This is a genomic window from Nocardia sp. NPDC006630 (assembly GCF_040611495.1).
In the GTDB taxonomy this organism is placed as follows: Bacteria; Actinomycetota; Actinomycetes; order Mycobacteriales; family Mycobacteriaceae; genus Nocardia.
Map to the genome: position 1 here is coordinate 464,118 of NZ_JBEXOK010000005.1, position 20,320 is coordinate 484,437.

17 protein-coding genes are annotated in these 20,320 nt (G+C 64.2%); 6 read left to right on the top strand and 11 right to left on the bottom strand.

Going from position 1 to position 20,320, the window contains the following annotated elements:
- Positions 1-139: 139 nt before the first annotated feature.
- Positions 140-457: a type VII secretion target gene (locus tag ABZX86_RS17125; protein WP_355124440.1), complete on the top strand. Its 318-nt coding sequence runs from the start codon at positions 140-142 to the stop codon at positions 455-457.
- The gene (locus tag ABZX86_RS17130) at positions 454-1,692 is read left to right on the top strand and encodes a hypothetical protein (protein WP_355124442.1); all 1,239 of its coding nucleotides are present in this window, start codon (positions 454-456) and stop codon (positions 1,690-1,692) included. The genes ABZX86_RS17125 and ABZX86_RS17130 overlap by 4 nt, the downstream gene beginning before the upstream one ends.
- Before the next feature lie 42 nt (positions 1,693-1,734).
- Here ABZX86_RS17130 and ABZX86_RS17135 read toward each other — a convergent pair whose 3' ends face one another.
- Together ABZX86_RS17135 and ABZX86_RS17140 are read right to left on the bottom strand one after the other, a co-directional pair.
- Complete coding sequence (locus ABZX86_RS17135; protein ID WP_355124444.1) at positions 1,735-2,472, bottom strand: hypothetical protein; 738 nt, start codon at positions 2,470-2,472, stop codon at positions 1,735-1,737.
- A 20-nt stretch (positions 2,473-2,492) separates the two neighbouring features.
- On the bottom strand, positions 2,493-2,879 hold the full coding sequence (locus tag ABZX86_RS17140) for a hypothetical protein (RefSeq protein ID WP_355124445.1): 387 nt from the start codon (positions 2,877-2,879) through the stop codon (positions 2,493-2,495).
- Between the two features lie 267 nt (positions 2,880-3,146).
- Here ABZX86_RS17140 and ABZX86_RS17145 point away from each other — a divergent pair, with 267 nt between their 5' ends.
- Positions 3,147-3,809: a hypothetical protein gene (locus ABZX86_RS17145; RefSeq protein WP_355124447.1), complete on the top strand. Its 663-nt coding sequence runs from the start codon at positions 3,147-3,149 to the stop codon at positions 3,807-3,809.
- 10 nt (positions 3,810-3,819) lie between these two features.
- On the opposite strand, the gene ABZX86_RS17150 is transcribed toward ABZX86_RS17145, so the two are convergent.
- Positions 3,820-4,338 (bottom strand): YbaB/EbfC family nucleoid-associated protein, encoded by a 519-nt coding sequence (locus tag ABZX86_RS17150; protein ID WP_355124449.1) that lies wholly within the window; start codon positions 4,336-4,338, stop codon positions 3,820-3,822.
- A gap of 229 nt (positions 4,339-4,567) precedes the next feature.
- On the opposite strand from ABZX86_RS17150, the gene ABZX86_RS17155 reads away from it, so the two are divergent.
- The gene (locus tag ABZX86_RS17155) at positions 4,568-5,122 is read left to right on the top strand and encodes a hypothetical protein (protein ID WP_355124451.1); all 555 of its coding nucleotides are present in this window, start codon (positions 4,568-4,570) and stop codon (positions 5,120-5,122) included.
- Positions 5,123-5,213: 91 nt separating this feature from the next.
- On the top strand, positions 5,214-7,064 hold the full coding sequence (locus tag ABZX86_RS17160) for a protein kinase (RefSeq protein ID WP_355124453.1): 1,851 nt from the start codon (positions 5,214-5,216) through the stop codon (positions 7,062-7,064).
- Positions 7,065-7,080: 16 nt separating this feature from the next.
- Here ABZX86_RS17160 and ABZX86_RS17165 read toward each other — a convergent pair whose 3' ends face one another.
- The gene (locus tag ABZX86_RS17165) at positions 7,081-7,854 is read right to left on the bottom strand and encodes an ESX secretion-associated protein EspG (protein WP_355124455.1); all 774 of its coding nucleotides are present in this window, start codon (positions 7,852-7,854) and stop codon (positions 7,081-7,083) included.
- Positions 7,851-9,602 carry a hypothetical protein gene (locus ABZX86_RS17170; RefSeq protein ID WP_355124457.1) on the bottom strand — a complete coding sequence of 584 codons (1,752 nt, stop codon included), beginning with the start codon at positions 9,600-9,602 and terminating at the stop codon, positions 7,851-7,853. Before ABZX86_RS17170 ends, ABZX86_RS17165 begins: the two co-directional genes overlap by 4 nt.
- A 256-nt stretch (positions 9,603-9,858) precedes the next feature.
- Here ABZX86_RS17170 and ABZX86_RS17175 point away from each other — a divergent pair, with 256 nt between their 5' ends.
- Entirely contained in the window at positions 9,859-10,146 is a 288-nt protein-coding gene (locus ABZX86_RS17175) for a hypothetical protein (protein WP_355124459.1), read from the top strand.
- 140 nt (positions 10,147-10,286) lie between these two features.
- Here ABZX86_RS17175 and ABZX86_RS17180 read toward each other — a convergent pair whose 3' ends face one another.
- The 6 genes from ABZX86_RS17180 to ABZX86_RS17205 form a co-directional block, all read right to left on the bottom strand.
- Positions 10,287-11,054, bottom strand: coding sequence for a hypothetical protein (locus tag ABZX86_RS17180; protein WP_355124461.1), 768 nt, complete (start codon positions 11,052-11,054; stop codon positions 10,287-10,289).
- A 107-nt stretch (positions 11,055-11,161) separates the two neighbouring features.
- Positions 11,162-11,434 (bottom strand): hypothetical protein, encoded by a 273-nt coding sequence (locus ABZX86_RS17185; protein ID WP_355124463.1) that lies wholly within the window; start codon positions 11,432-11,434, stop codon positions 11,162-11,164.
- A gap of 54 nt (positions 11,435-11,488) precedes the next feature.
- Positions 11,489-11,779, bottom strand: a complete 291-nt coding sequence (locus tag ABZX86_RS17190; RefSeq protein WP_355124465.1) for a hypothetical protein — start codon at positions 11,777-11,779, stop codon at positions 11,489-11,491.
- A gap of 14 nt (positions 11,780-11,793) precedes the next feature.
- Positions 11,794-12,147: a hypothetical protein gene (locus ABZX86_RS17195; RefSeq protein WP_355124467.1), complete on the bottom strand. Its 354-nt coding sequence runs from the start codon at positions 12,145-12,147 to the stop codon at positions 11,794-11,796.
- Between the two features lie 237 nt (positions 12,148-12,384).
- A complete protein-coding gene (locus ABZX86_RS17200) occupies positions 12,385-12,870 on the bottom strand; it encodes an SMI1/KNR4 family protein (protein WP_355124469.1) in 486 nt (161 codons plus the stop codon).
- A 19-nt stretch (positions 12,871-12,889) separates the two neighbouring features.
- Complete coding sequence (locus ABZX86_RS17205; RefSeq protein WP_355124471.1) at positions 12,890-20,308, bottom strand: deaminase domain-containing protein; 7,419 nt, start codon at positions 20,306-20,308, stop codon at positions 12,890-12,892.
- Positions 20,309-20,320 lie beyond the last annotated feature (12 nt).

Sequence of the window (20,320 nt, forward strand, 5' to 3'; positions counted from 1 at the left end):
TGATACCGATTTCCGGGCATAACCTGGGGAACACCGGTTGTTCACCGAACAGGTCCGGAGTTGGTGAACACTTTCCTATGTCCGCCGAATATTCGCTCTGTATAGTTCATTTCGAGTTGATCTTCCCGATGGGGGTCTCATGAGCAACCTCGTTGCAACGCCCGACGCGATCCGCCACTACGGTGACGCCTCGGCCGCGATGGCATCGACGATCGCCGGCGCCGCCGGAGCCGATCAGGTCGCCACCGTCGCAGCCCTGGTTCCGGTTTTCGGCCTGATCGGCCAGGACTTCCTGCTGAGTTTCGCGGGCGCGCAGGGCAATCACTTCGCCTCGAGCGCCGAACTGGCGGCCGTGCACGCCGCCACCGCGGTCACCGCGCACGAAGCCGCCGCCACCTACGACGGTGTCGAGGAGCAGTCCAGCGTCGACTTCATCGCACTGTCGAAGGAGTCATGAGCACGCCGGAGGTGCCGGGCTTACCCGATACCACCGTGGCGGATGTGCTGCGCGGCACCGCACTCGGTCCCATGCTGGACCGTCCGATCAATGACATCCTGCGCGATATGGGCCTGTCGGCGCTGCCCCAGCTGCCGCCCGCACCGCCGCTGCCGGGTCTGCCGCCGCTGCCGGTGATCGACCTGTCCGCGCTCACCCGCCCGCTCACCGATCTGGCGCAGTCCTTCGGCACCGGCCAGATCAGCGGTGCGAGCGTGGATCCCATGCAGGTGCTCTCGGGTGTGTCGAGCGCGCTGCAGCAGGTCGTCTCGATGGCCTCCTCGCTCATGTCCGTGGCCTCCAGCCTCTGGCAGGGTCAGGGCGCCACCGGCGCGGTCGACAAAGGCGCTGCGGCACAGTCGGATGCGCTGGAGTTGCAGACACAGAACGTGCAGCAGAAGACCGTACTGGGCGGCGCGGCGACCACGGTCGGCATAGGCGCGGCCCAGATGGCGGCGATCATCACCAAGTTCGTCACCGCTGTCACCGTTTCCGCACCCTTCCTGGTGACGCCACCCGGCCAGGCTTTCCTGCTGTCGATGGCGAGCGAGACCGCCGCCGAGGCGACGGCCGTGGTCGCGCACACCCGCGCCCAATTGACCGTGCACAGCGCCAATATGGCCGTGGCGGGTCAGAAGGTGGCGGTCACCAACGCGCCCTCGGGCGTCGATTCGCTCTCCCAGGTCACCCAGTTGCTGAGTGGTCTCGGGACGCTGGTGAGCTCGGCGGGCTCCGGTGCGCAACAGCTGCAATCGATTGCGCAGACGCTCACCGCTGATCCCGTGGACGACACCACCGCGCCCATTGATCAGTCGATCACCACGCCCGGCGGCATCGCGCCCGGCGGCGCCGTTCCGATCAGCGGCGGTCTGGGCGCGGCGGCCCCCGCCCAGCTCGGCCAGTGGACCGGCACCCGCTCGACTGCGGCCCCCGGCGGATCCCCGGCTCCGGCCGCCGAACCGGTGGCCGCCTCGCGTGCCGCCACCGCCGGCCCCGGCATGGCGCCCCCGATCGGTGCCGGAGGTGCCGGTTTGGCGCCCCGCGACGGGGAAGCCGACGGCGACAGCGATATCCGCACCAACCTGGTGACAGGTGAACACGGCGACGACGTGGTCGGTGAGCTCGGCAATACCGGTGTTCCGGTGGTCGGCGCGACCGGATCCGCCACCCCGCGCGTCCCCACCACCAACCTCTGACGACCCCGTCCGCAGGCGAATTCGATTCGCCTGCGGGCGGATTCAGTAGCGGATGATCTCGCCCCGATTGATGAGTTGTTCGCGGTGGTCGCCCTCGATATCGACATACGGGCACTCGGCCGTGCCCTCGTGCAACGCGGCATCGGTATCGCCGGGCGCGATCCAGAGCAGCCGTCCGGCCTCCAGCCAGGGGCGCAGATCGAAGTCGTGGTCGCTGGGTTTCGGCACGTGCTCGCTCGAATCCCGTTCCAGCCCACGCGGATCGTGGATCTCATTGGTCCGGCTGCCCCAGACATTCTCCAGCGCAATGTCCTCGGGACGCTTGTTGCCGAAATAGGTGATCGCCCAACCGGTATGGCGGCCGATCGGCGACTCCGACAGCACCGCGCGCACCTCGGGATCCTCCAGCAGGCGCGGGACGACATAGGGCGCGGCCGGTCCCGGCATGGCGTGGAAAGGCGCGGCGGTCACCGGCTCGGCGAGGCGTACCGCGCCCTCCATGGTCAGCCAGCTGAACGGCAATCCAGCCACGTGCCGGCGAATGGGCTGGTCCCAATCCCAGTACCAGCCATCGAGATCGACATTGTCCAGCGGCCAGCGCACCACCGCGTCGGTGAACGGGCAGCGCGCGACAATGACCTCGGGTAGTTGCCGGCGGTATTCGTCCTGGAGGTCGAACACCCGATAGATGGCGTCCTTCCCCTCCGAGGTGTATCCGACCTCCCGATACAGCGTGTGCAGCCGATTGCCCTCGTCGAGCAGGGCCAGTCTTTCCCGCATGCTCCAGCCTCCGGTGATGCTCAGCCACCAGTAATGATCTGGACCGCCAATTCCTTGGCCGCCTCGTCCACCGCGCCGAGCTCGCAACCGCGCCCCATAATGTGCCGCACCAGCTCACCCTCCGGCGGCAGCCCGTGTTTGCGCAGATAGTGCGGCACCGCGCCCGACCAGATCCACACCCCGTCGGTGCGAAAGTTCAGCGGCACATCCCGCTCCTGCGGCGCGAACTCATCCACCTCGAAACTGCGCGCCGCCAGCACCACCGGCGCCGCCTCCAGATAGGCCAGCACATCGTCCTGGAACCACGGCACGATGGCCGCCCGATCGCCGGCCAGCGGCCGCCCGTCCGCGTCCCGCCCCTCGTACACCCGCGCCAGTCGCAGCGCTTCCCCGGATCGCTCAACCATGGGTCGCAGCATATTCGATGTCGCTGTTCGCTATTCGGGTTCGATATCGGCGGCCCAGAGATCGACTGTGCCGCACGGCCACCGGCCGGATCGATGTGAATCGTGCATGAAAGCCGCTGGCGCACGCCATCTCTCCGTCGGCCACCGATCGCCGAGGGTTCACCCGATTGCCGTTCAGAGGGGCTGGCAACTCCTCCCATACCGTGGTGGTCCATAGTCCGACCAGGCATTCGGCAGGTGATAGTGTCCCGCCAGAAGGGAGTTCGCATGGGTGAGATACCGGGCGCGCGGGCGGAACTGGACCGCCTGGGCCGAGTGCTGCGTACCCAGGTGGTCGCGCTCATCGAACAGCTCACTCCGGGTGCGGACCTCATGCTGCTCTTCCTCAGCGAACCGACCGTCTCCGAGTGGTCCGAACCGGCGAAATACCGCTATTCGACCACCTTCCGGGGACAGCGACCCGAATCGGTCGGCGCCGCCGACACCGTGCGCCGCGGAGCCGCCATGCTGGCCGACGCGGGCTGGGAGGTATCCGAGTCACGGGAGGTGAACCGCACCCTCGTCACCGGTTACCGAGACGGCAGCACCATCGAACTCCGCGTGCCGGACCACACGCCCACAGTGCTGTACAGCGCGAGCTCACCGGCACTGGCCCTGTCCACACCGCAGGCGGACGAGCAGCCGGACCCGTCCCGCACCTCGGACACCGTCACCGCGGGCTACGTGCTCTGCTACGAATGCGACGGCCTGGGCGTCTGCCCCGAATGCGGTGGGCGCGGCTGGCTGCCCGATGCGGCCGCCGGACAACGCAAATGCCCCGAATGCGCGGGGGAGCGGGTCTGCCCGATCTGCCGTGGGGCCGGACAGCTGGCTGTCTCGCAATTGCAGCCGTTCCAGCGCGGCTACTACCCCGAGCTGCGGTCCGAGTAGCTCGAGCAGTTCACCAACCCCGGCTCGTGGGCCCGCCGCCGTCCTGCGCCGACTGCCAGTCCTCATAGTCCACAGCGTCACTGAATTCCGGCGCCGGTTCGACCCGCTGCGCCAGCCGCTCCCGCGCGTTCGGCGGTGCCAGCGATACCGGCGGCGGTGTCGGCGCCTCGGCCTGGAGATCGGGCATATCGTCGAAGAGCTCCGACAGCCTGGGCATCTTCGCCCGATGATCATTGATCGGACGCAGCAACTCCTCGGTCTTGCGCCGCACATCCGCCGCGGCGTTCTGAGCCGCGCTCGTGACCGCCTTGCCGATTTCCTCGAGGGACAGCTCGCCGGCATCGGAGGCGAAACGCGTAGCGATCACCACGCAATCGGCATTCACGGTGACGGTAACCCGCCCACCAGCCGCACTGGCGCTGCCTGTCAGCTGCACGCGCTGCCGGGAAACCTCGGCGATAGCGCGCATCTGCCGGGAGAACCCCTCCAGAATCGAGGCCGACTCGGCTTCCCCACGGTCCCTAGACATTTCGGCTGATCGATCGCGCCTGCGCCTGCAGTCTTCCAGTCATCGCGAGCCCTCCGAAGCCACCGGTGTCTCCGCCGCTATTAGCACAGCGAGATCGACTCTGCCACAGCAACATAGTGAGCACAATATGAACAGCAGGCTGCCGCAGCGCAGCATCTCCCGCCGCCGTCCCCGCGGTTGTCTAAGCTCGACTACGCAATACGGCCTGACAGGTAGCAAAGGAGTCGCAGTGCCAGACCTTCCACCCCTGGCCCGAACCAACGCCGAAGCCCGCCTCTACCTGACCCTGCAACCCTGCCCCACCTGCCGCAGCACCCGCTGCACCTTCCGCAGCTCGGTCATCACCATCGACGGTGTCCTGGCCAGCCGGTACACCGGCGAATGCCTGCAGTGTCATGCGCAGCGAGCCTATGAATTCCTGCTCCCCGAGGAAGTCCTCCCACCTCCCAGTGGCACAGTGCAATTCGGTGCGGACAACCCCTCCGAACTCCTGGACCCCGGTGTCTGGCTCTGGTACGCGGACATCTGCATCCGCCAAGTGCCCTCCGACACAGCCGATCTCGATGACCGATCGCTCCGCGCGGCCCGCCACGCCCTGGCCACCGCGCTCGCCGCGACCGAGGAAGCCCTGAAGTTCATCCCCCCGCACGCTGACCGAGTCCCCCTCTCCGCCTTCACCTCCGCCGACGGCCTGGCAATGCACGAACGCGAGCCCGGCCGCTTCACCCGTCCCCGCCTGGAAGCAGTCCGCGACACGTACGCCACCTCCCTCGCCCACTGGTAGCCCGCCCCCCCGATCGCCCACATCGGGCCGGTCACGGTGCTCGTTTATGCTGTCCGGGCAGTGCATAGATCGACATGCAAGGGGGACCGTCGTGCAGCTGGGCGTGGGCCAGTCGTTCGCGGGGTACACGCTCGACGGCCTTCTCGGGCAAGGGGGAATGGGCCGCGTCTATCTGGCACGGCACCCGCGATTGCCCCGTCAGGTCGCACTCAAGCTGCTGGCGTCGGAGGTCTCAGCCGACCAGGATGTACGCCGTCGTTTCGAGCAGGAGGCGAATGCGATTGCCCGCCTGGATCATCCGAGCATCGTCGGGGTGCACGATCGCGGCATGATCGACGGTCAGCTGTGGATCGCCATGCAGTACGTCGCCGGCACCGACGCTTCGCGGCTGAATCCCCGTGAGGTATCCGTACCGCGTGCACTGCGCATCATTGCCGAAACCGCATCGGCACTGGACTTCGCACACAGTCGCGGCGTCCTGCACCGCGACGTGAAACCCGCGAACATTCTGCTCTCCGCCGCGGACACCGGCCGCGAGGAGCGCGCAATCCTCACCGATTTCGGCATCGCCCGGCTCCTGGATTCGAACACCCAGCTGACCGCGACCGGAACCTTCGCCGCCACACTCGCTTTCGCGGCCCCGGAACTATTGTCCGGTGAGGCCGTGGACCACCGAGCCGACCAATACTCGCTAGGCTGCACGCTTTTCACGATTCTGGCCGGACATCCGCCGTTCGCCAGCGCGAACCCGGGCCAGGTCGTCGCGGGACATCTCAGCAAGCCACTGCCGAGGCTGGGCCACATTCGAGGTGACGTCCCACCACTTGTGGACGATGTAATCGCCCGCGCCACAGCCAAGCGCCGCGAGGACCGATTCGCCAGCTGCACCGAATTCGCCGTTGCGGCGTTCCGGGCGCTATCCGGCCACGCATCGCCGGTAGCGCCCAGCGCTCCGACGGTGGTCTGGCCACAGTCGACCGGTCCATATCAACCAGGCGTCATAGGCAATTCGGAACTGCCGGTTCCCGTGGCCGGCCCTCGAACAGGGTTGCGGCCGGCGGCAATTGCCGCCGCGGTATTCGCGGCACTTTCCGCACTGATCGCGACAGCGGGCGCAATCCGCCTGTATACCCTCTACGCCGACCAGAAAGCCCGTGTCAGCCGAGCCTCGGCGATCGGCGGCGGTTACAACAGTGATCTCTACCCGCTCACCTATCTCGGAGTCGGCACGCTGGTAGCGGCAGTTGTCGCACTCCTGCTGTTCGCTGGATCCGGCCAACTGCTTGCCCGCAATGTGTCCGGTCGGCCGCTGGTCGTGGCCGGCGCGGTGCTCTACACGCTGGCAGCGCTCCTCGGCCGCACCACAGACAACCGCCCCTTCGAGATCTACGGTCTGGCCATCGAAACCGCCGTGTGCGTCCTGGGCGCAATTCTCTCCATCATCGGCGCGGGATACGCTCTCGCGCCGTCGGCGGCGCCAGCCGCCGATCCGGCCGAAATACCCAGTGTCCCTAGAAGATCGAAATTCCTTCTCATCGCAACGGGTTGCGCCGCCGTCGTCTGCGCGATACTCGCGGCGTTCGTCACCTACGGCTTCTCCAACCAGATCACCTACTCACCCAAACCGATAACCTGCCGAGTGTTGATGGTCGCCGCAGCGGTAATGACCCTGCTGCTCTTCGCCGGCGGTATCGCGCTGCTGGCCCGAATCCCCGCCGGCCGATTCATGGTCGCCGCGGGCGGCACCGGATTGCTCGGCACAGCCGCCACCGAACTCATCACCCGCCACGTATCGAACCTCCCACTGGAGGTGATGGGCGCGGAAATCCTCCCGTACTTCCAAGAACCACTGGCAACGGTGATTTACGGTGCCGTGGCGGCCTTTTCGCTACTTGTCATCGTGTCCGCCCTGTCCAAGGTGACCGGAAAAGCACTTCGCTGAGGTGCGATCCGCGCGGTCAGCAACGTTCGTCATCGATCCGCTGAATGACCGTCGCGATGTAATCGTCGAGCACGGAGACGAATCGTGGTTCATCCACTGCGAGAGCCTGTTCCGGGTTCGAGGTGAGGGCGTACCGGCCGTCGTCGACGAGGTCTCGGAAGCGAACCTCGAAGTGCGCGATACCGCGAGGTCCGAAGGCCGAGCTGCCTTGCGCGATGTGGACGATGCCCGCCGTCGTGAACGGAGTTTCGAGGAATTCGGCGCTTCGCGATATCACGGTATCCGATCGCGCGGCGATGCCGGAATGCCCGAAGTCGTAGTCCAGGTTCTCATCCCGGGAAACGAGGGCTACATCTCCCCGGCGGCCGCGCGGAGCGGACGGCAGGGCCGCGGCAACGGCATCGGAGAGCTGGAGCGGGTCGCACTCGACAACGGTGTACCCCCCGCGACGCCAATACGTCGCACCCGGAAGCTGGCTGATCACATAACCTTTCGGGCCCTTTCTGACTGCGCGCAGGCGAATCTGGGAGCCCGCGCCCCACGGTTCCTGCTCGCTCCACCCGTAGGCGGTCAGGTACAGGTCGGGCTGGGAGAGTGTGTCGAAGACGCGGTGAAAGTCGCTGTCCAGCTTGTGGTTCAAGCGCGCACGCGCCTCCCGCAGTTCGCGGTGGAACTCTTCCGCGGTCCTGGTCGCCGACGTGAAGACAAACGGTTCGGGCGGCTCTTCTCCCGCCTGATCCATCCACAGGACGTAGAACTCGGCTTCGGTGAACTGCCAGGACGTTGTCATTGCTCGGCAACCGGTGTGATGTCGTCGGAGAGCTCTCCGAGCACCTCACCGAGATGCTGACCGGCCGTGAGGAATTCGGCAGGCTGCTCCGTCGGGCCGTCGGACCCGGTAGTCGCCGCCAACCCGGCGCGAGGAGTGCTGTCGACCGTCGGATCGTCCGTCGCCACCGGAGCGGCGGCGCGGGGGAACAGTTGAGAATTCGGAGGTGTACCAACCAGATTGCTGAGGGCCGCAGGGCCGCCGCTGCCGGACGACCCTCCGGACGGATTGCCACCACCCGGGACCAGCCCCAGTTGCTGCAGTTGCTGGTCGACCAAATTCTGAGCCGTGTCGGCGCCGGTTTTCAGACCGTCTTGAATGTCCGTCGTGGCCTTCTGCACAGCCGATTCCGCGGCCTGGACGCCCGCCTGTATCACCGTGCCGGCCTGAGTGACCAGAGATTGGAGGGTCGGGTCGGTGGTTGTGCTGTCCGTTTTCGTGTCCGTTGTCGTATCGGGACTGGTCGGGTTCGAGTCCGTGGCATCGTTCGAAGTGTCGCCACCCTGCGAGGGATTCTCCTGTTGCGCCGGAGCGGTATCGACCTTCGCCGTCGCCGCCGGCACCGCGATCGAAGCACTCGGGTCGGGCAGGATGGGAATGTTGGCGCTGGAATCCTTCACGCCCGCGACATAGTAGGTCTCCCACGCCTGCCGCATGGCCTTCATCGCCTGTTCGACTTCTGACTTGTGCGAGGTATCCGGGTAGGTGTCCGCAATGCTCTTGTGCGGCAGGAAATTCTGCAGATTGGTGAGCCAGCTCTGAGCGGAGGTGAGAGTGGTGCTCATGTACTCCATCGAGCCGGTCAGAGCGCCCAGATTCTCGAGATACTTCTGGACCGCGGCTTTGGCTATCTTCGCGGCCGGTGACGCCCAAACCCCTTCCTCGGTCGCGGCCGATCCCTGATAGTCCTGGAGGTACTTCTGCGTGGCACTCCGGAAGTTGTTCGACTGAGACCCCAAATAGGTCTGCGCCGTGAGCCAGTCCTGCGCGAGATTCGTGAGCTGATCGCCGATCCGCTGCCCATTGACGTAATCCCAGTGATTATGAAAGTCGTCCCACTCGTACTGCGCGCTGTACTCCGGCTCGACCCCCGCCGAGTCGAGCGCAACCTGGTCCTTGGCTCCGGCGAGTACCGCCGACTGGTTCGCGCCGGGCTGCGAACCCGGCTGCGCTGCCAGTCCGGGTTGTCCGCCGGGTTGCACAGCTAATCCGGGTTGTCCGGCAGGCTGCACCGCCAGTCCAGGTTGCCCGGTCGCGGATACCGCCGAACTCGGCTGCTCACCTGCCTGTACCGCCAACCCAGGTTGGCCACTGACGGAACGGTACTTCTGAAAGGCAAGCGTCGCTTGCTGATCGGTGAACGTCCCGGTCTTGAACACGTCGGCCGACGCCTGATCCACGCCGGTGAATACCTGCCCGGCCGCCCCGAACGACTCACCCATCGTGGTGAGAACCTGCTTGTGATTCTTCAACACCGTATCGATCAGATTCCTGGCGACAGCGTTGAACTTGTCCGCCAACTTGGCCCCCGACCCCCGCTGATTCAACGGCTGCACATCCTTCGCCCGCTGAAACACCCCGATAGCCGACTCCACCGCGGAAAGCATCCCCGCACACTGCTGAGCCATCGTGCTCGCCGCGGTCGCATCAAAGAAAATCCCCGCATGCGCATCGTTCCGCAGCCCGGTCAGGGCGTTGTCCCCAGCCATCCCTCTCCCTCCTTAGGATCTGTTCGCAGCCAGATCACTAATGGCGCAAGGCCCGCGATGGCACCACACCGGGCACGGAGTACTGACCTGCTCGGTGCGACTGAGCGGATAGTGCACTCCCGGAGCGATTCTCAGCCCGCCACTGACGATATCGGCCCCGGCCGCCATCCGCACAGAGTGTGGGCCCCTTCTCTCGGCTCACATCGTGACAGCGCTGCGTAGGATCGACGATGAGTACCTGAGGAGGTGACTGGACATGCGGCGTAGCCGTCCCAGTAAGGAGCAGCTGCAGGACAGCTTCGAGTACATTTTGTCGCGGATCCTGTCGGGCCGTGGTTTCCTCACCGGGTCCGGGTTGGACATCGAGACGATGAATGCCTTGAAGGCGGTCGCCCGTGTTCGTCCGAATGTCACCGACGAACTCTTGGAGGCCGCACGCCTCGCCTTCGCCGGACAGTTGGATGGCAGTAACGCTGCCCGCAGACAGGAAGAGCTGGATCGTGTACTCGCAGCGCAGGAAGAGCATTCGAAGCGCTCAGAGTAAGGCTCTACCGCAAGCGAGTTGCCATCCGAGGAGTGGGTCCGACTGGTTCCTTCTCCTGGACGGGTGGTCCTCCCATGAGGACGTCTCGATTCACTCGGCTCAATCATGGTGACGAAGTCCCGGAGCGAGCACTCGTACGTTCAGCGGTACCGTCGCAGCTCGCCGCGAAAGATTCCGGCTTTACATTGCTCTCCCTCGAGGCCGATATACGGGCACCCGTCTACTCCGGCATGCAACTGAACCTCTGGATCCCCAGGTGCGATCCAGAGCAGTTTTTCGGACTCCAGCCACGGCGCCAGGTCGAAATCGTATTCCTCGATGTCGGATTCGTAATCGCCCCAGCCGAGCCATGCACCATCGTCGCTGTAGATGTCGTAGACATTCGATCCCCAGGTGTTCTCCAGCTTGATACTTTCGGGTCGCGGCCCGAAGTAGCTGATGGTCCACCCGATGTGCGGTCCAATGGGAACTTGATTCAGCACCGCACGCACTCCCTCGTGCGCCAGAATCCGCGGGATCACGTACGGAAGGCCAGGCCCCGGTCGGCACCTGAAAGGCGCGAAGGCAACCGGCTCGCGCAGGGTGGCCGCGCCGCACATAGTCAGCCAATTTCTCGGCACCGTCGGCAGCCGCCGCCACGGATTCCCGGAATCCCAGTACCAGCCGTCGAAGTCGACGACGTCGATCGGATACTCCACGACCGCACCGGTTTCCGGGCAGCGGGCCACCGCTATGTCGGGCAGCGTCTCGGTGTATGCCTTCTTTACCTCAGAGGCGCGCCGCCGGAGCGCCCGCGCTGCCTCGATGTCGCGTACCCCCTCCAACTCGACAGCTTCCTCGATCAGCTGCCGGCTCTCCCGCAACAACTCGGCGCGCAACGCGATCGACGCACTATCCAACGCAGTCATCGCCCGAAACCCTCCCTGTTCCCCCAACTCTCTGCCACCACGATCCTAACCAAGCCTCCATAATTCGCGTCGGCGCGGTTCTCTGTGAACATGTCCCCGGCAAGTGCTTACTGTTCCTGCTCTCCCGTGAGTCTGTGGTGCTTCTCTGCCCGCCACCGTGCGGTGCTGCTCCCGTCCAACTGCCCCGCGAAGGCGCGACGCGCGGCCTCTACCAGTTCGTCGGTGGCATTCGGATAGGCACGAGCAACCGCCAGCAGCGTGTTCTGAGTTTCGTCGTCCAACCCGGTTCCGCTGGCGATACCGCCCTCCGCGATGCTCCGCAGCAGCGCACGGTCGAAGCTTTGCTCCAACTGCGCCTTGGTGGGACGACCACGCCGCACTTCTGGTCACCTCCTCCGTCAGACAGAACTTCAGAATCGCACGTTGTTCAGGCCTCAACCATCGGATTGCGGGGACGAATCATAATGGGCGCGAACCTCGCCCGGTGCGATGCTGTTTTCCGGCGTTACCGGTCCGAACCCCTTGTTGTACTTCGGATTGTCATCGACGATGCGTTCAGAGTCGGGCAATGCCTCTCGGGCGCGCATGTCTGCTGCGGTCTGCCTGTCGATCTCGTGCAATCGCTCGACTGTTATCCCCATTCGCGCTGCGGTCTGTTCGTCGATCTCTCGCTGCTTGTCCGGATCAGTGGGAGTCATCCAGGGCGGCAAGGGCAGTGGCTGCATGAACGGCTCCTTGCTCAGAAATATGCCGCGATCGCGGCATCGAATTTCGCGTCGGATACATCGACATCGCTGCTGGGCAGGTAGTTCCGGCCCCGCACACGATCAAGGAACTCGGCGGGGATGTCCAGCGCGTAGTTCTCCAGATAGTGGATCGAATCGACCCGCCAGATCCACTCCCCATCCGAGAGCAGTGAGGGTCCACTGCGGATCGATTTGGCAGTGTCGAGCAAATCGGTAACATCCCCCGGAACGTCGAACACCGGCGTTGCCGCCTTCATATACGCCGCCACCAGGGTTCGATCCTTGACCGGGTGACTGGTACGGGAGTTCTGCAGCGATGGGAGCTCCTCGCGTGCCTGCCGAAACATCTCGCGGTAAATCCCGATTGGCTTCAACCTGACCGCTGACGTTTCGGTCACTGTACTAACCCCCGTATGGCACGACTGTGGACTGCGGCCAGCCTACTGCGTTGGATCGGCACCCGGGCTCTGAGATCGGAACCGTAGAGTCCGTCAGTCCATCGAAGTCGATGACGCATGCGCCGAGAAGCGATGAACCTGGTCGATCACCAGGAAACCGGCCGGCCCGTGCGGCTGAGACGATGCTCACCGACCGGACTCTTTCCGCAGCGCGACTGCTTTGGGGAGATAGTCGGCCAATCCCTGGAGCCACTGTGTAAACGACATCCCGCTGTCTCGAACCGGCTTGTCGCCCATATAGATCCAGAAGTTCGGATCGGTTTCCGCAAGGTCTTCTGCCCGGAAGTAGTAGAACATGTAACCCTGATGTGTGAGGAAGACGAACGCGTCCGCGAAGGGCGTGAAGTCCCGCTCGTAGTCCTCGACGACGATCTCCCGTGCCAGCTCCTTGCCCTCCAGTAGCCAGTCGTAGTCCCATTCGTCATTGCGACTGAGCCAATAGGGATCCTTGCCGCCATAAGCCAGAAACTCCCGGTACGCGTCGGGCAAGGCTTGTACCCCCTGGGCGCGCATCAGTGCAACGATTTCCTGCTCGTCGCACCCACGTACACCTTCTGACGTCACCAGCCCTAGACGCACCAAGGGCTCGGTGAGGTCGTTCATGAAGGTCATCGGCGGTACTCCTTTTCGTTCACGGCTCTTCGTGTAGTGGTCTCAAGGTTGGGCGATCCCTGAGAACTGGTGGATACGGAGCGACGTACGCGACCTCGATCTCGATCCCCGGATACATCCGTCCGAACCGTTTGATCACCGAATCACAAGAGTCACAGGGCGATTGTTCAGAGAACAATAGGATACGGCCGGATGCGCTGCTGACCCCCTTCGAGTCGAGGGGGTAATCCTGCAGAACAGTTCGTATGAGGTGCTCCAGCATGTTGTTCTCGGCGTCGTTCGGGCGGAATCTTTCCGAGGGCAGATCACCCGGCACGATTTGGTTGTCTTGCACCGGAGTTGCTATCGGCGGCACATCGGCGTCAGATGGAGCGTTGCCGGCGACGTCCCGTTGGCCGCTGAAGCCCGCAAACGCGCCGGACTCGCCAGCGATGTTGTATTCGAGTGCACCACCCATTGTCTTCCATCCGACGCGGGTGGCTTGGCGCGCCCGGCTGTGCATTTCGACCAGGTGACGAATTTCCGGATCGTCGACTGCTACTTGGCGAATGCTCGGTTCGGGAGTCGTGTTCTCACCGTCATGCGGGGTGGGGTCCGTTGTCTCCTCGGTGTGACGTTCGTGCGCGTCCTTGGGGTTGATGTCGTGCTTGTGTTCGTCTCGGGTGCCTGGAGCGAATCCGTCCTCGGTGGCTGTGGATTTGGTGCCGTTGGGGTGGTGCGTCTCCCATTGGCCGTCGGGTGGGATGCGGGGACGGCGGGTGCCGTCAGGATTGCGTTCGGCGGTACTCGTGTAGAGGCGGCCGTGGGTATCGGACCAGGCTGGTTTGGTAGGGGCGAGAACATCGGTGTCGAGGTGGGCTGCGAGGCGACCAGCGAAGCCGTTAGTGGCGGCATCGCATCCGATGAGGCGGACGGGAGTTTTGCCGTCCCAGCCGTTACGGCGCAGGAGGTCGCCGAATTCCTCCGGGGTGTAGGTGCGGTCACCGATTCTGGCGTTGCCGTTTTCGTCGATGTGGACGTCTGCGGTGAAGTGGTTGGGGTCCTTGGGGACTTGATCAGCGAGGTTCGAGAGGACTTCGTCTTCGGGGTGGAACGAGACACCGGCCTCGGTTTCCTTGCCGGGATCGGAGTGCTCGACCTCTGTCGCCGAATGGGTGGTGCTGTCGACTGTCGGCGCTTCATCGGTGTGGGGTTGGATCGGCTCCTGATGCTGCTCGGTCGCGGGCTTCGGTGCTTGCTCGGCGTCGGGCGACAGCGGACGTTCGGCTGGTGCCTCCGTTTGCGGGTGAGCAGGGCTGTCCGCGATATACGGGACCGGGGTCGAGGAGTCGACCAGTATCGGCCCGGCGTCCGGGCTGAATCGAATGAGCGGTTCGCCTCCGGGCCCATGGCCGTCGACGATCTTTTGGTAAATGCCCTGATCGACGGGTGGATCCATCTCCGGCCAATAGCGGTGCGGACCGTGCATGACGCCCATGTTCTCGTCGATCATGCGGTTGGTGACCGCAGTGACCTCTTCGAGTGACAGCCTGTCTCCATTGGGCTTTCGGATGTCGAAGAGGTCGTGATCGCCGGTCAGCGGCCTGGGTTTGCCGGTGTCCTTGTCGTAGCCGTACACCACCTTGTCCTCGACATAGAACTCCTTCCGTTCGAGGAACCTCTCCATCTTTTCGCGGTCGCGGTTCCATTCGTTGAGGCGCTCGTCATACCGCGAACTGACCTTTTCCCACAGCTCGGGGGGTACATCTGTCCGCACGGGCTTTTCTGGTTCGAAGGAGCCGACCAGGCCGATCTTGTCCTCGGGTGCTCCGAGGTAGACGTCGAACTCGTTGATGGACTTGGCTTTGATGGGTTTGGGTTTGGGCATCGCACCCTCTTCGAGCCAGCGCACAGCACTGGGCGTCGTGGGGCGCACATCCATGACGTAGTTGAACTCTTCGCAGAGCCGTTGGAAGGCACGCTGATTGGCCAATGGCATGCCGCGCTGGTTGAGGAGTTCGTCCTCGGTTACTGGCCGGGGGATTACCTCGTCGTCATGCTTGGTGCGGGTGTCCTCGGCAGTCTGGTGGTGCGCGGCAGCAGGATCCGAATTCGCATCGTCGACATGTTTGGGCAGCTCGTCTCGCGGGGCTGCGGGTGCGGTCTCAGGGTCCTGCGTGTCCGAACCGGGTTTGTTCGGGGTCTCGGGCCTGGTGTCGTTCGGTGGCTGTTCCCGCTCCGGTGCGCGTGCGTTCTCGTGATCCCCGGTCGCCCGAGGTTGTTCTTTTCGGATTGGAGCCTCAGCGGTGCTCGGCTGCTGCTCGGTATCTCGTGCGGGTTGCCGGTCGGCCGGAAGATCCCGGTGAGGGCCTTGGTCAGGCTGGGATTCATCGGTCTTGTCGCGCGGTCGTGCTGTCCGATCTTCGGATGGCGCCGAACGGTCGGATACGGACTCTTCCTCCGGCACCCGGGGTTTCGGCACTTCAGAGGTGGCTGGCGTATCTGGTGCCGGCTCGGTCGGTTCACCCGCAGGCCTGTCCTCAGCAGTCCGATCAGCCGGGGGCGCTGTTTCGTCGCCGGCTTTCTCGTTACTGAGGATGTCCCAGTTCTCGCGAGGATCCTCTTCGTACTTCGGGAGGCGCCCATCAGTCTGGTCGATCGGTTTGTGGACGACGGGTTGTGGTGTGGCACCGTCGGCCTCGGCCGGCTGGGAGGTCCGCCATTCGGCAGCGTTGTGGAGGGTCGCGGGTGAGTCTGGCAGTGCGCGGACGCCGACCAGATCTGACGGCGCTCGCACGGGGACACCGAGCTCATTGGCGATGTGCTGTGCCCAGCCGATGTCATTGCCGCTGTGGCACGAGAGCAAGCGGACGGGCGTGCCTTCGACGTAGTTGGGATTGTTTCGAATGGCGTCGACGACCTGTTGGGGATCGATCTCGAAATTGCCGTCGGTGGTGGGTTTTCCGAAACGGTCGCCGTGTACGACAACGTCGTGTTCGCCCTCGTTGCGGACGTTGTCGTATACACGCTGGACTTCTGGAGAGTCGCCGAGAGCGGTGCGGTCAGGACCGTGACGTACCGGCAACTCCTCGGACGGATGATTGTCGTCAACGTGATTAGTCGAGTGATCGCTCTGCAGTGCCTCGTGCCCAGCGTGATCGGAAGGAATTTCGTGGATCGGGGTGTGCTCGGAAGACTCGTACAGGTAGACGCGAGTGACACCGAACAGGCCTGCCCTCGGGTCCTCGACGACACCGCGGACCTCGAAAGTGGTGCCTGGCTTGAACAGCACCTCCTTCTCTCCCGGCCGCGCGGAGATGGCGCTGATATCGCGACCGGTTTCCGAGTGCACGATGAATTCGACGTTGCTGGAGAAGATTCGGCGCGGATCACGCGAAGTGCTGGTGAACGAAGACTCGGGTACCTTCGCTCCGGGGACGTAACGGGCGATTTGCTCCGGCGTGAGATGCGTTCCACGCCAAACAGTTCCGTCATAGGCTGGCAGTTTCTCAAGCCCTGCAGCCATATCGGCGGCCAGTTTCTGCTGCTCGGGATCGAGGTCACGCTCGTTGCGCAGGCGGTCGTTCAGATCGCTGAAGACGTTCGCGTCCGGATCGGTGTAGCGGTGCAGGGCATCCTGCTCGTCGGGGGTGAGCTCCGCTATAGCTTCGAGCTCCGGAATGTTGTTGTGCGACTGCTGATCTGGACTATCGGCATGCGGCTCGTCTGTCGGATGTTCGTTCTGCGAATGTTCGATCAGATCGTGGTCGGACGGCTCCGTGTGAGGCTCGAAATGAGCTTCGGCAATATCTCCGGGCTGTGGTAGCAGATGCTCGCGATTTTGGGCGAAATACTGCGCGAGCGTGGCATCGTGGTCGTTGAACAACTGCTCTGCGATGGTCCCAGCCTCTGGGTCATGCAGTCCTACCCTGTCGACAAGATCACCGAATTCCGCACGCAGTCCAGGTAATTCGGGGGCGCGCGCAGGATCGTGGTAGGCCGAGAAAATGTTGTTGATGCGCTCCCGGATCTGTTCGAAACGATCCTTCAGATGCGGAGTCAGCGTCGAGGGCCGATCCGGATTGGCGGGGGACTCAAACTTGTCGTGAGATGTTGCGGAGCTCTCGGGACCTGCCTCGTCCGGCCGCGGTGTCTCGGTTTCGGCCGGGGCGTGGATTTCCACGTGGGCGGATGATTCCTCGGGGGGAGGGAGCAACTCGTTGGCGTGGTCAGCGAAGTATTGGGCCAGTGCTGGATCGTGTTCGAAGAACAGTTTCCAGCTATCGGCTTCGGGGCTGCGAAGGCTGAGCTCGTCGAACTGTCTGGCGTACTCATGCTGCAGGTTTGCGAGGTCCGCGGCTCGCGCTGGATCACCTTGAGCGTGAACAATTTCGGTTGCCTGTTGGCGAAGACCTTCGAAGCCCTCGCGCAATTCCGGCGTCAGCTGTGCGGGGCGAGGAGCGGCGTCCGGATTCAGCTGGGAGGGCTGCTGTTCTGACTCGGGTGTATGTGGGCCATTCGGCCGTGCGATGGTGTTTTCGGGAACGTGGGTGAACCCATTCGGTGCAACGCTGTGTTCGCCAGCACTGTCGAGAAGGTGCCAGTACAACACCTTGGCTGGCTCGGAGGCGGCTTCGCCGTTGATCTCCACATCGGCGAACGCTTCGGCCAATGCCTCGTCGGGATGGAGTTGGCCGTCTTCGTAGAAGCTGTAGTCGCTGAGCTGATCGAGCCATTTCCCATATGCTGGTCGGTCCATTCCGTCACGGGTGGACCGGTAATAGCGTTCGAGTGCTTCCGAGGCAGTCTCACTCGCGTGTCCCTGCCCCTCGATAGCGATGGTATGGCCGAACTCGTGGACGAGTGCCGAATGGATCGGGCGGTCGCCCGATCCGGGCACAAAGTGACCGTTTGCCTCGAGTTCGGCGCTGTCCCGGGCCATCTCTTCAGGGTTGAGAGCCGGGGTCTCGTTCAGAATCACCGCTTCGGTGTACATCTGGCCGCCTGGGGAAACGTCCCAGTGAGTTGCAGCGTTATAGTCGTCTGAAAGCTTGTCGATCGTGATCTTGGGCAGCTTCACGTCCGGGTACCGGGACAGCATGTCATCGACAGCACGGGCGAATTCGCGCGCTACCTCGGGATGGAGCTTCGGGTTATCGAACCCCTCTGTCTGGATTCCCCAGCGTCGGGCCAGCTCGTCGGAAATCTCATGGGCATTCATCCGCGACCAGTGATCGTCGAGGCGCGGCGACCAATCGCCTTCGACGGGATGGGCTTCGACGGGATGGATCTCGGACTGGGGTGAATGCGAGTCGGACTTCTGCGGATATTCCGAAGAGCGATCGTCTGGACGTTTGGCGGCGAGGTCGCGTCGGATCCTCGGGTTCTCGGTGTTCCGGGTCGGTGTGTCTCGGGGACCTTCGGTGGGTTCTACATAAGGGAGCGGGGCCACAGGCTGATCCGATGCCGGATCGCCGTCACGCCGACTATCGTCCGTTGCCGAGTCTTTCGAAACCTTTTCCGGGGCACGGGTATTCGCCTCGGGCTTCGTTGTCGTAGTGCCCGGTCGATTTGCTTCTTGGTCTGGAGATACGTCGGTTCGCAGCGCATTGTCACCGGGTGCCGGTCCCTGGGACATGGCACCGTCGGTCCGCTGATCGGGACGCACGGCCTCGGGTGCCGGAGATGCATCCGACAGACCCGGCGCGACGTCGTTGGTTCGTGTGGCGGGCGGCTGGGCGGCGGTTTCGGGGCGGGTCTGGAGGGTCTCCGGTCTCGGCGCAGCGGTCTGAACCTCCGGTGCTCGAACCTCCGGGGCCCGGGCGATGGGCGCCTGCGCGGGTTTGTCCTGCGCGCTCGCAACGAAATTCGCCTTCTGATCGGCAGGCGCAACGTTGGCCACACGCGCTGAACTGTCCGCTGCCGGACGTGCTGCCCCGCCGTCCTTCGGAGTTGGCGCCTCGCCCGGCCGGTCGTTCACAGCTGCTGGGCGTGCCCCATTGTCGGATGGTTTGGCAGCGGCATCGGCAGGTTTCGCGGTCTCCGCATTTGGTCGATTCGTGTCGCCGGCGCCGTTGCGTGTATCTGAATTCGTTTGACTGCCTCGGTGTTCCGGTGCGTTCGCCGGGCTGTTGTTCGAAAAATTCTCCTGCCCATGGGAATTCGATCGAGGCCCACCACTCTCCGGTGCGGCGTCACCGGCCTGCGTATGGGCAAGGTGCTCACCGAAGGGCTTCTGTTGCACGTCCAGCGCCTGCGGACCATCGGCCTTGGTTATGGCGGACGCCTCGACGGGCGCCTGTTTCGTGCCCGACTCGATGTTGGCGGGCGAGTCGATGCGGGCCTGCTCAGCCAGCCCGCCGTGACCTCCACCCATGGTGCCCATCGCCAGCCCGCCGATGAGCAACTGCGGGCTGAAACTTGTCTTGACTTTGCTCCAGTCACCCTTGTTGTCATAAAGCTGGGTGCCGAGCCCCGCGCCATACATACCGGCGGCACCGGCGGCGCCACTGGCTCCTCCTGCTATCGTCCCGCCCAACCATTTCGGCAGCTCTTTGGAAGGATTCTGCAGCGCACGGTTCGCCAAGCTGCGGCCCGCAAACTCGCCGGTGGGCCCACCGAGCACGCCACCTGCGCCCCACTGAAGACTTGTTTGGAAGGTCTGCTTCAGGTTGAAGCCGTCGTCACGGTGACCTTCCATGATCTGAACGACCTGGGTCCCCGCGTCCATGCCGGCGCCCATCAAGCCGCCATGCAGGCCGCCCTTCAGCGCTGCGACAGGATAGCGGACGATCGGTCCGCTCTTGGCGATGGTTTGGTTCAGCGCTGTCCACTTGTCGCCTGCGGCTGTCAGCTTTTCACCGGCGGTCGTGAGCTTCTCGGCCAGGGGCGCGATTCGTTCACCGAGCGGAACGATGACTTCGCGAACCAGTGGCGCCGCCAGGGTTTTCAGGCCTGACTCCGCCATGATCGCGCCGATTCGATCAGCGACCTCAGCGGCGAATTTGGCCAGGACCGCGCGTGCTGCCAGAAGATAGGCGGGGACGGCGGCCGACCCGACCAAGGATGACATCAGTGACACGACCGTCCACAGCGTCATGACCGCGAAGATCTCCGACTGAATCTTCGCGAACTCGATTTCCGTTGCGGTGGAACGCGCGTCATGACCCAGGCCTTGCAGGCCTTCGATCAGGTTCGGGATCGAGTGGTCGCCGGCGAAGAGTGTTGCGAATGCGGCGGTCGCGGCGGTGGCGCCGTCGCCGACGTAGTACTGCGGAACCTGGTCTGTGACACCCCTCAGCGTCGGTTCGAGTTTTTCGAGCTCGGCTGCCGCGTGCTTCCAAGCATCACCGAGCGCGAACAGTTCGTCCTGGTCGCCCTTCGGGTACGCCATCCCGAAGTTGAGTCCCGTCATCAGCCAGCTGGGGAAGAAGTCCCCGACCGCCGTAGTCCAGCCCATGCGTCTGCCCGC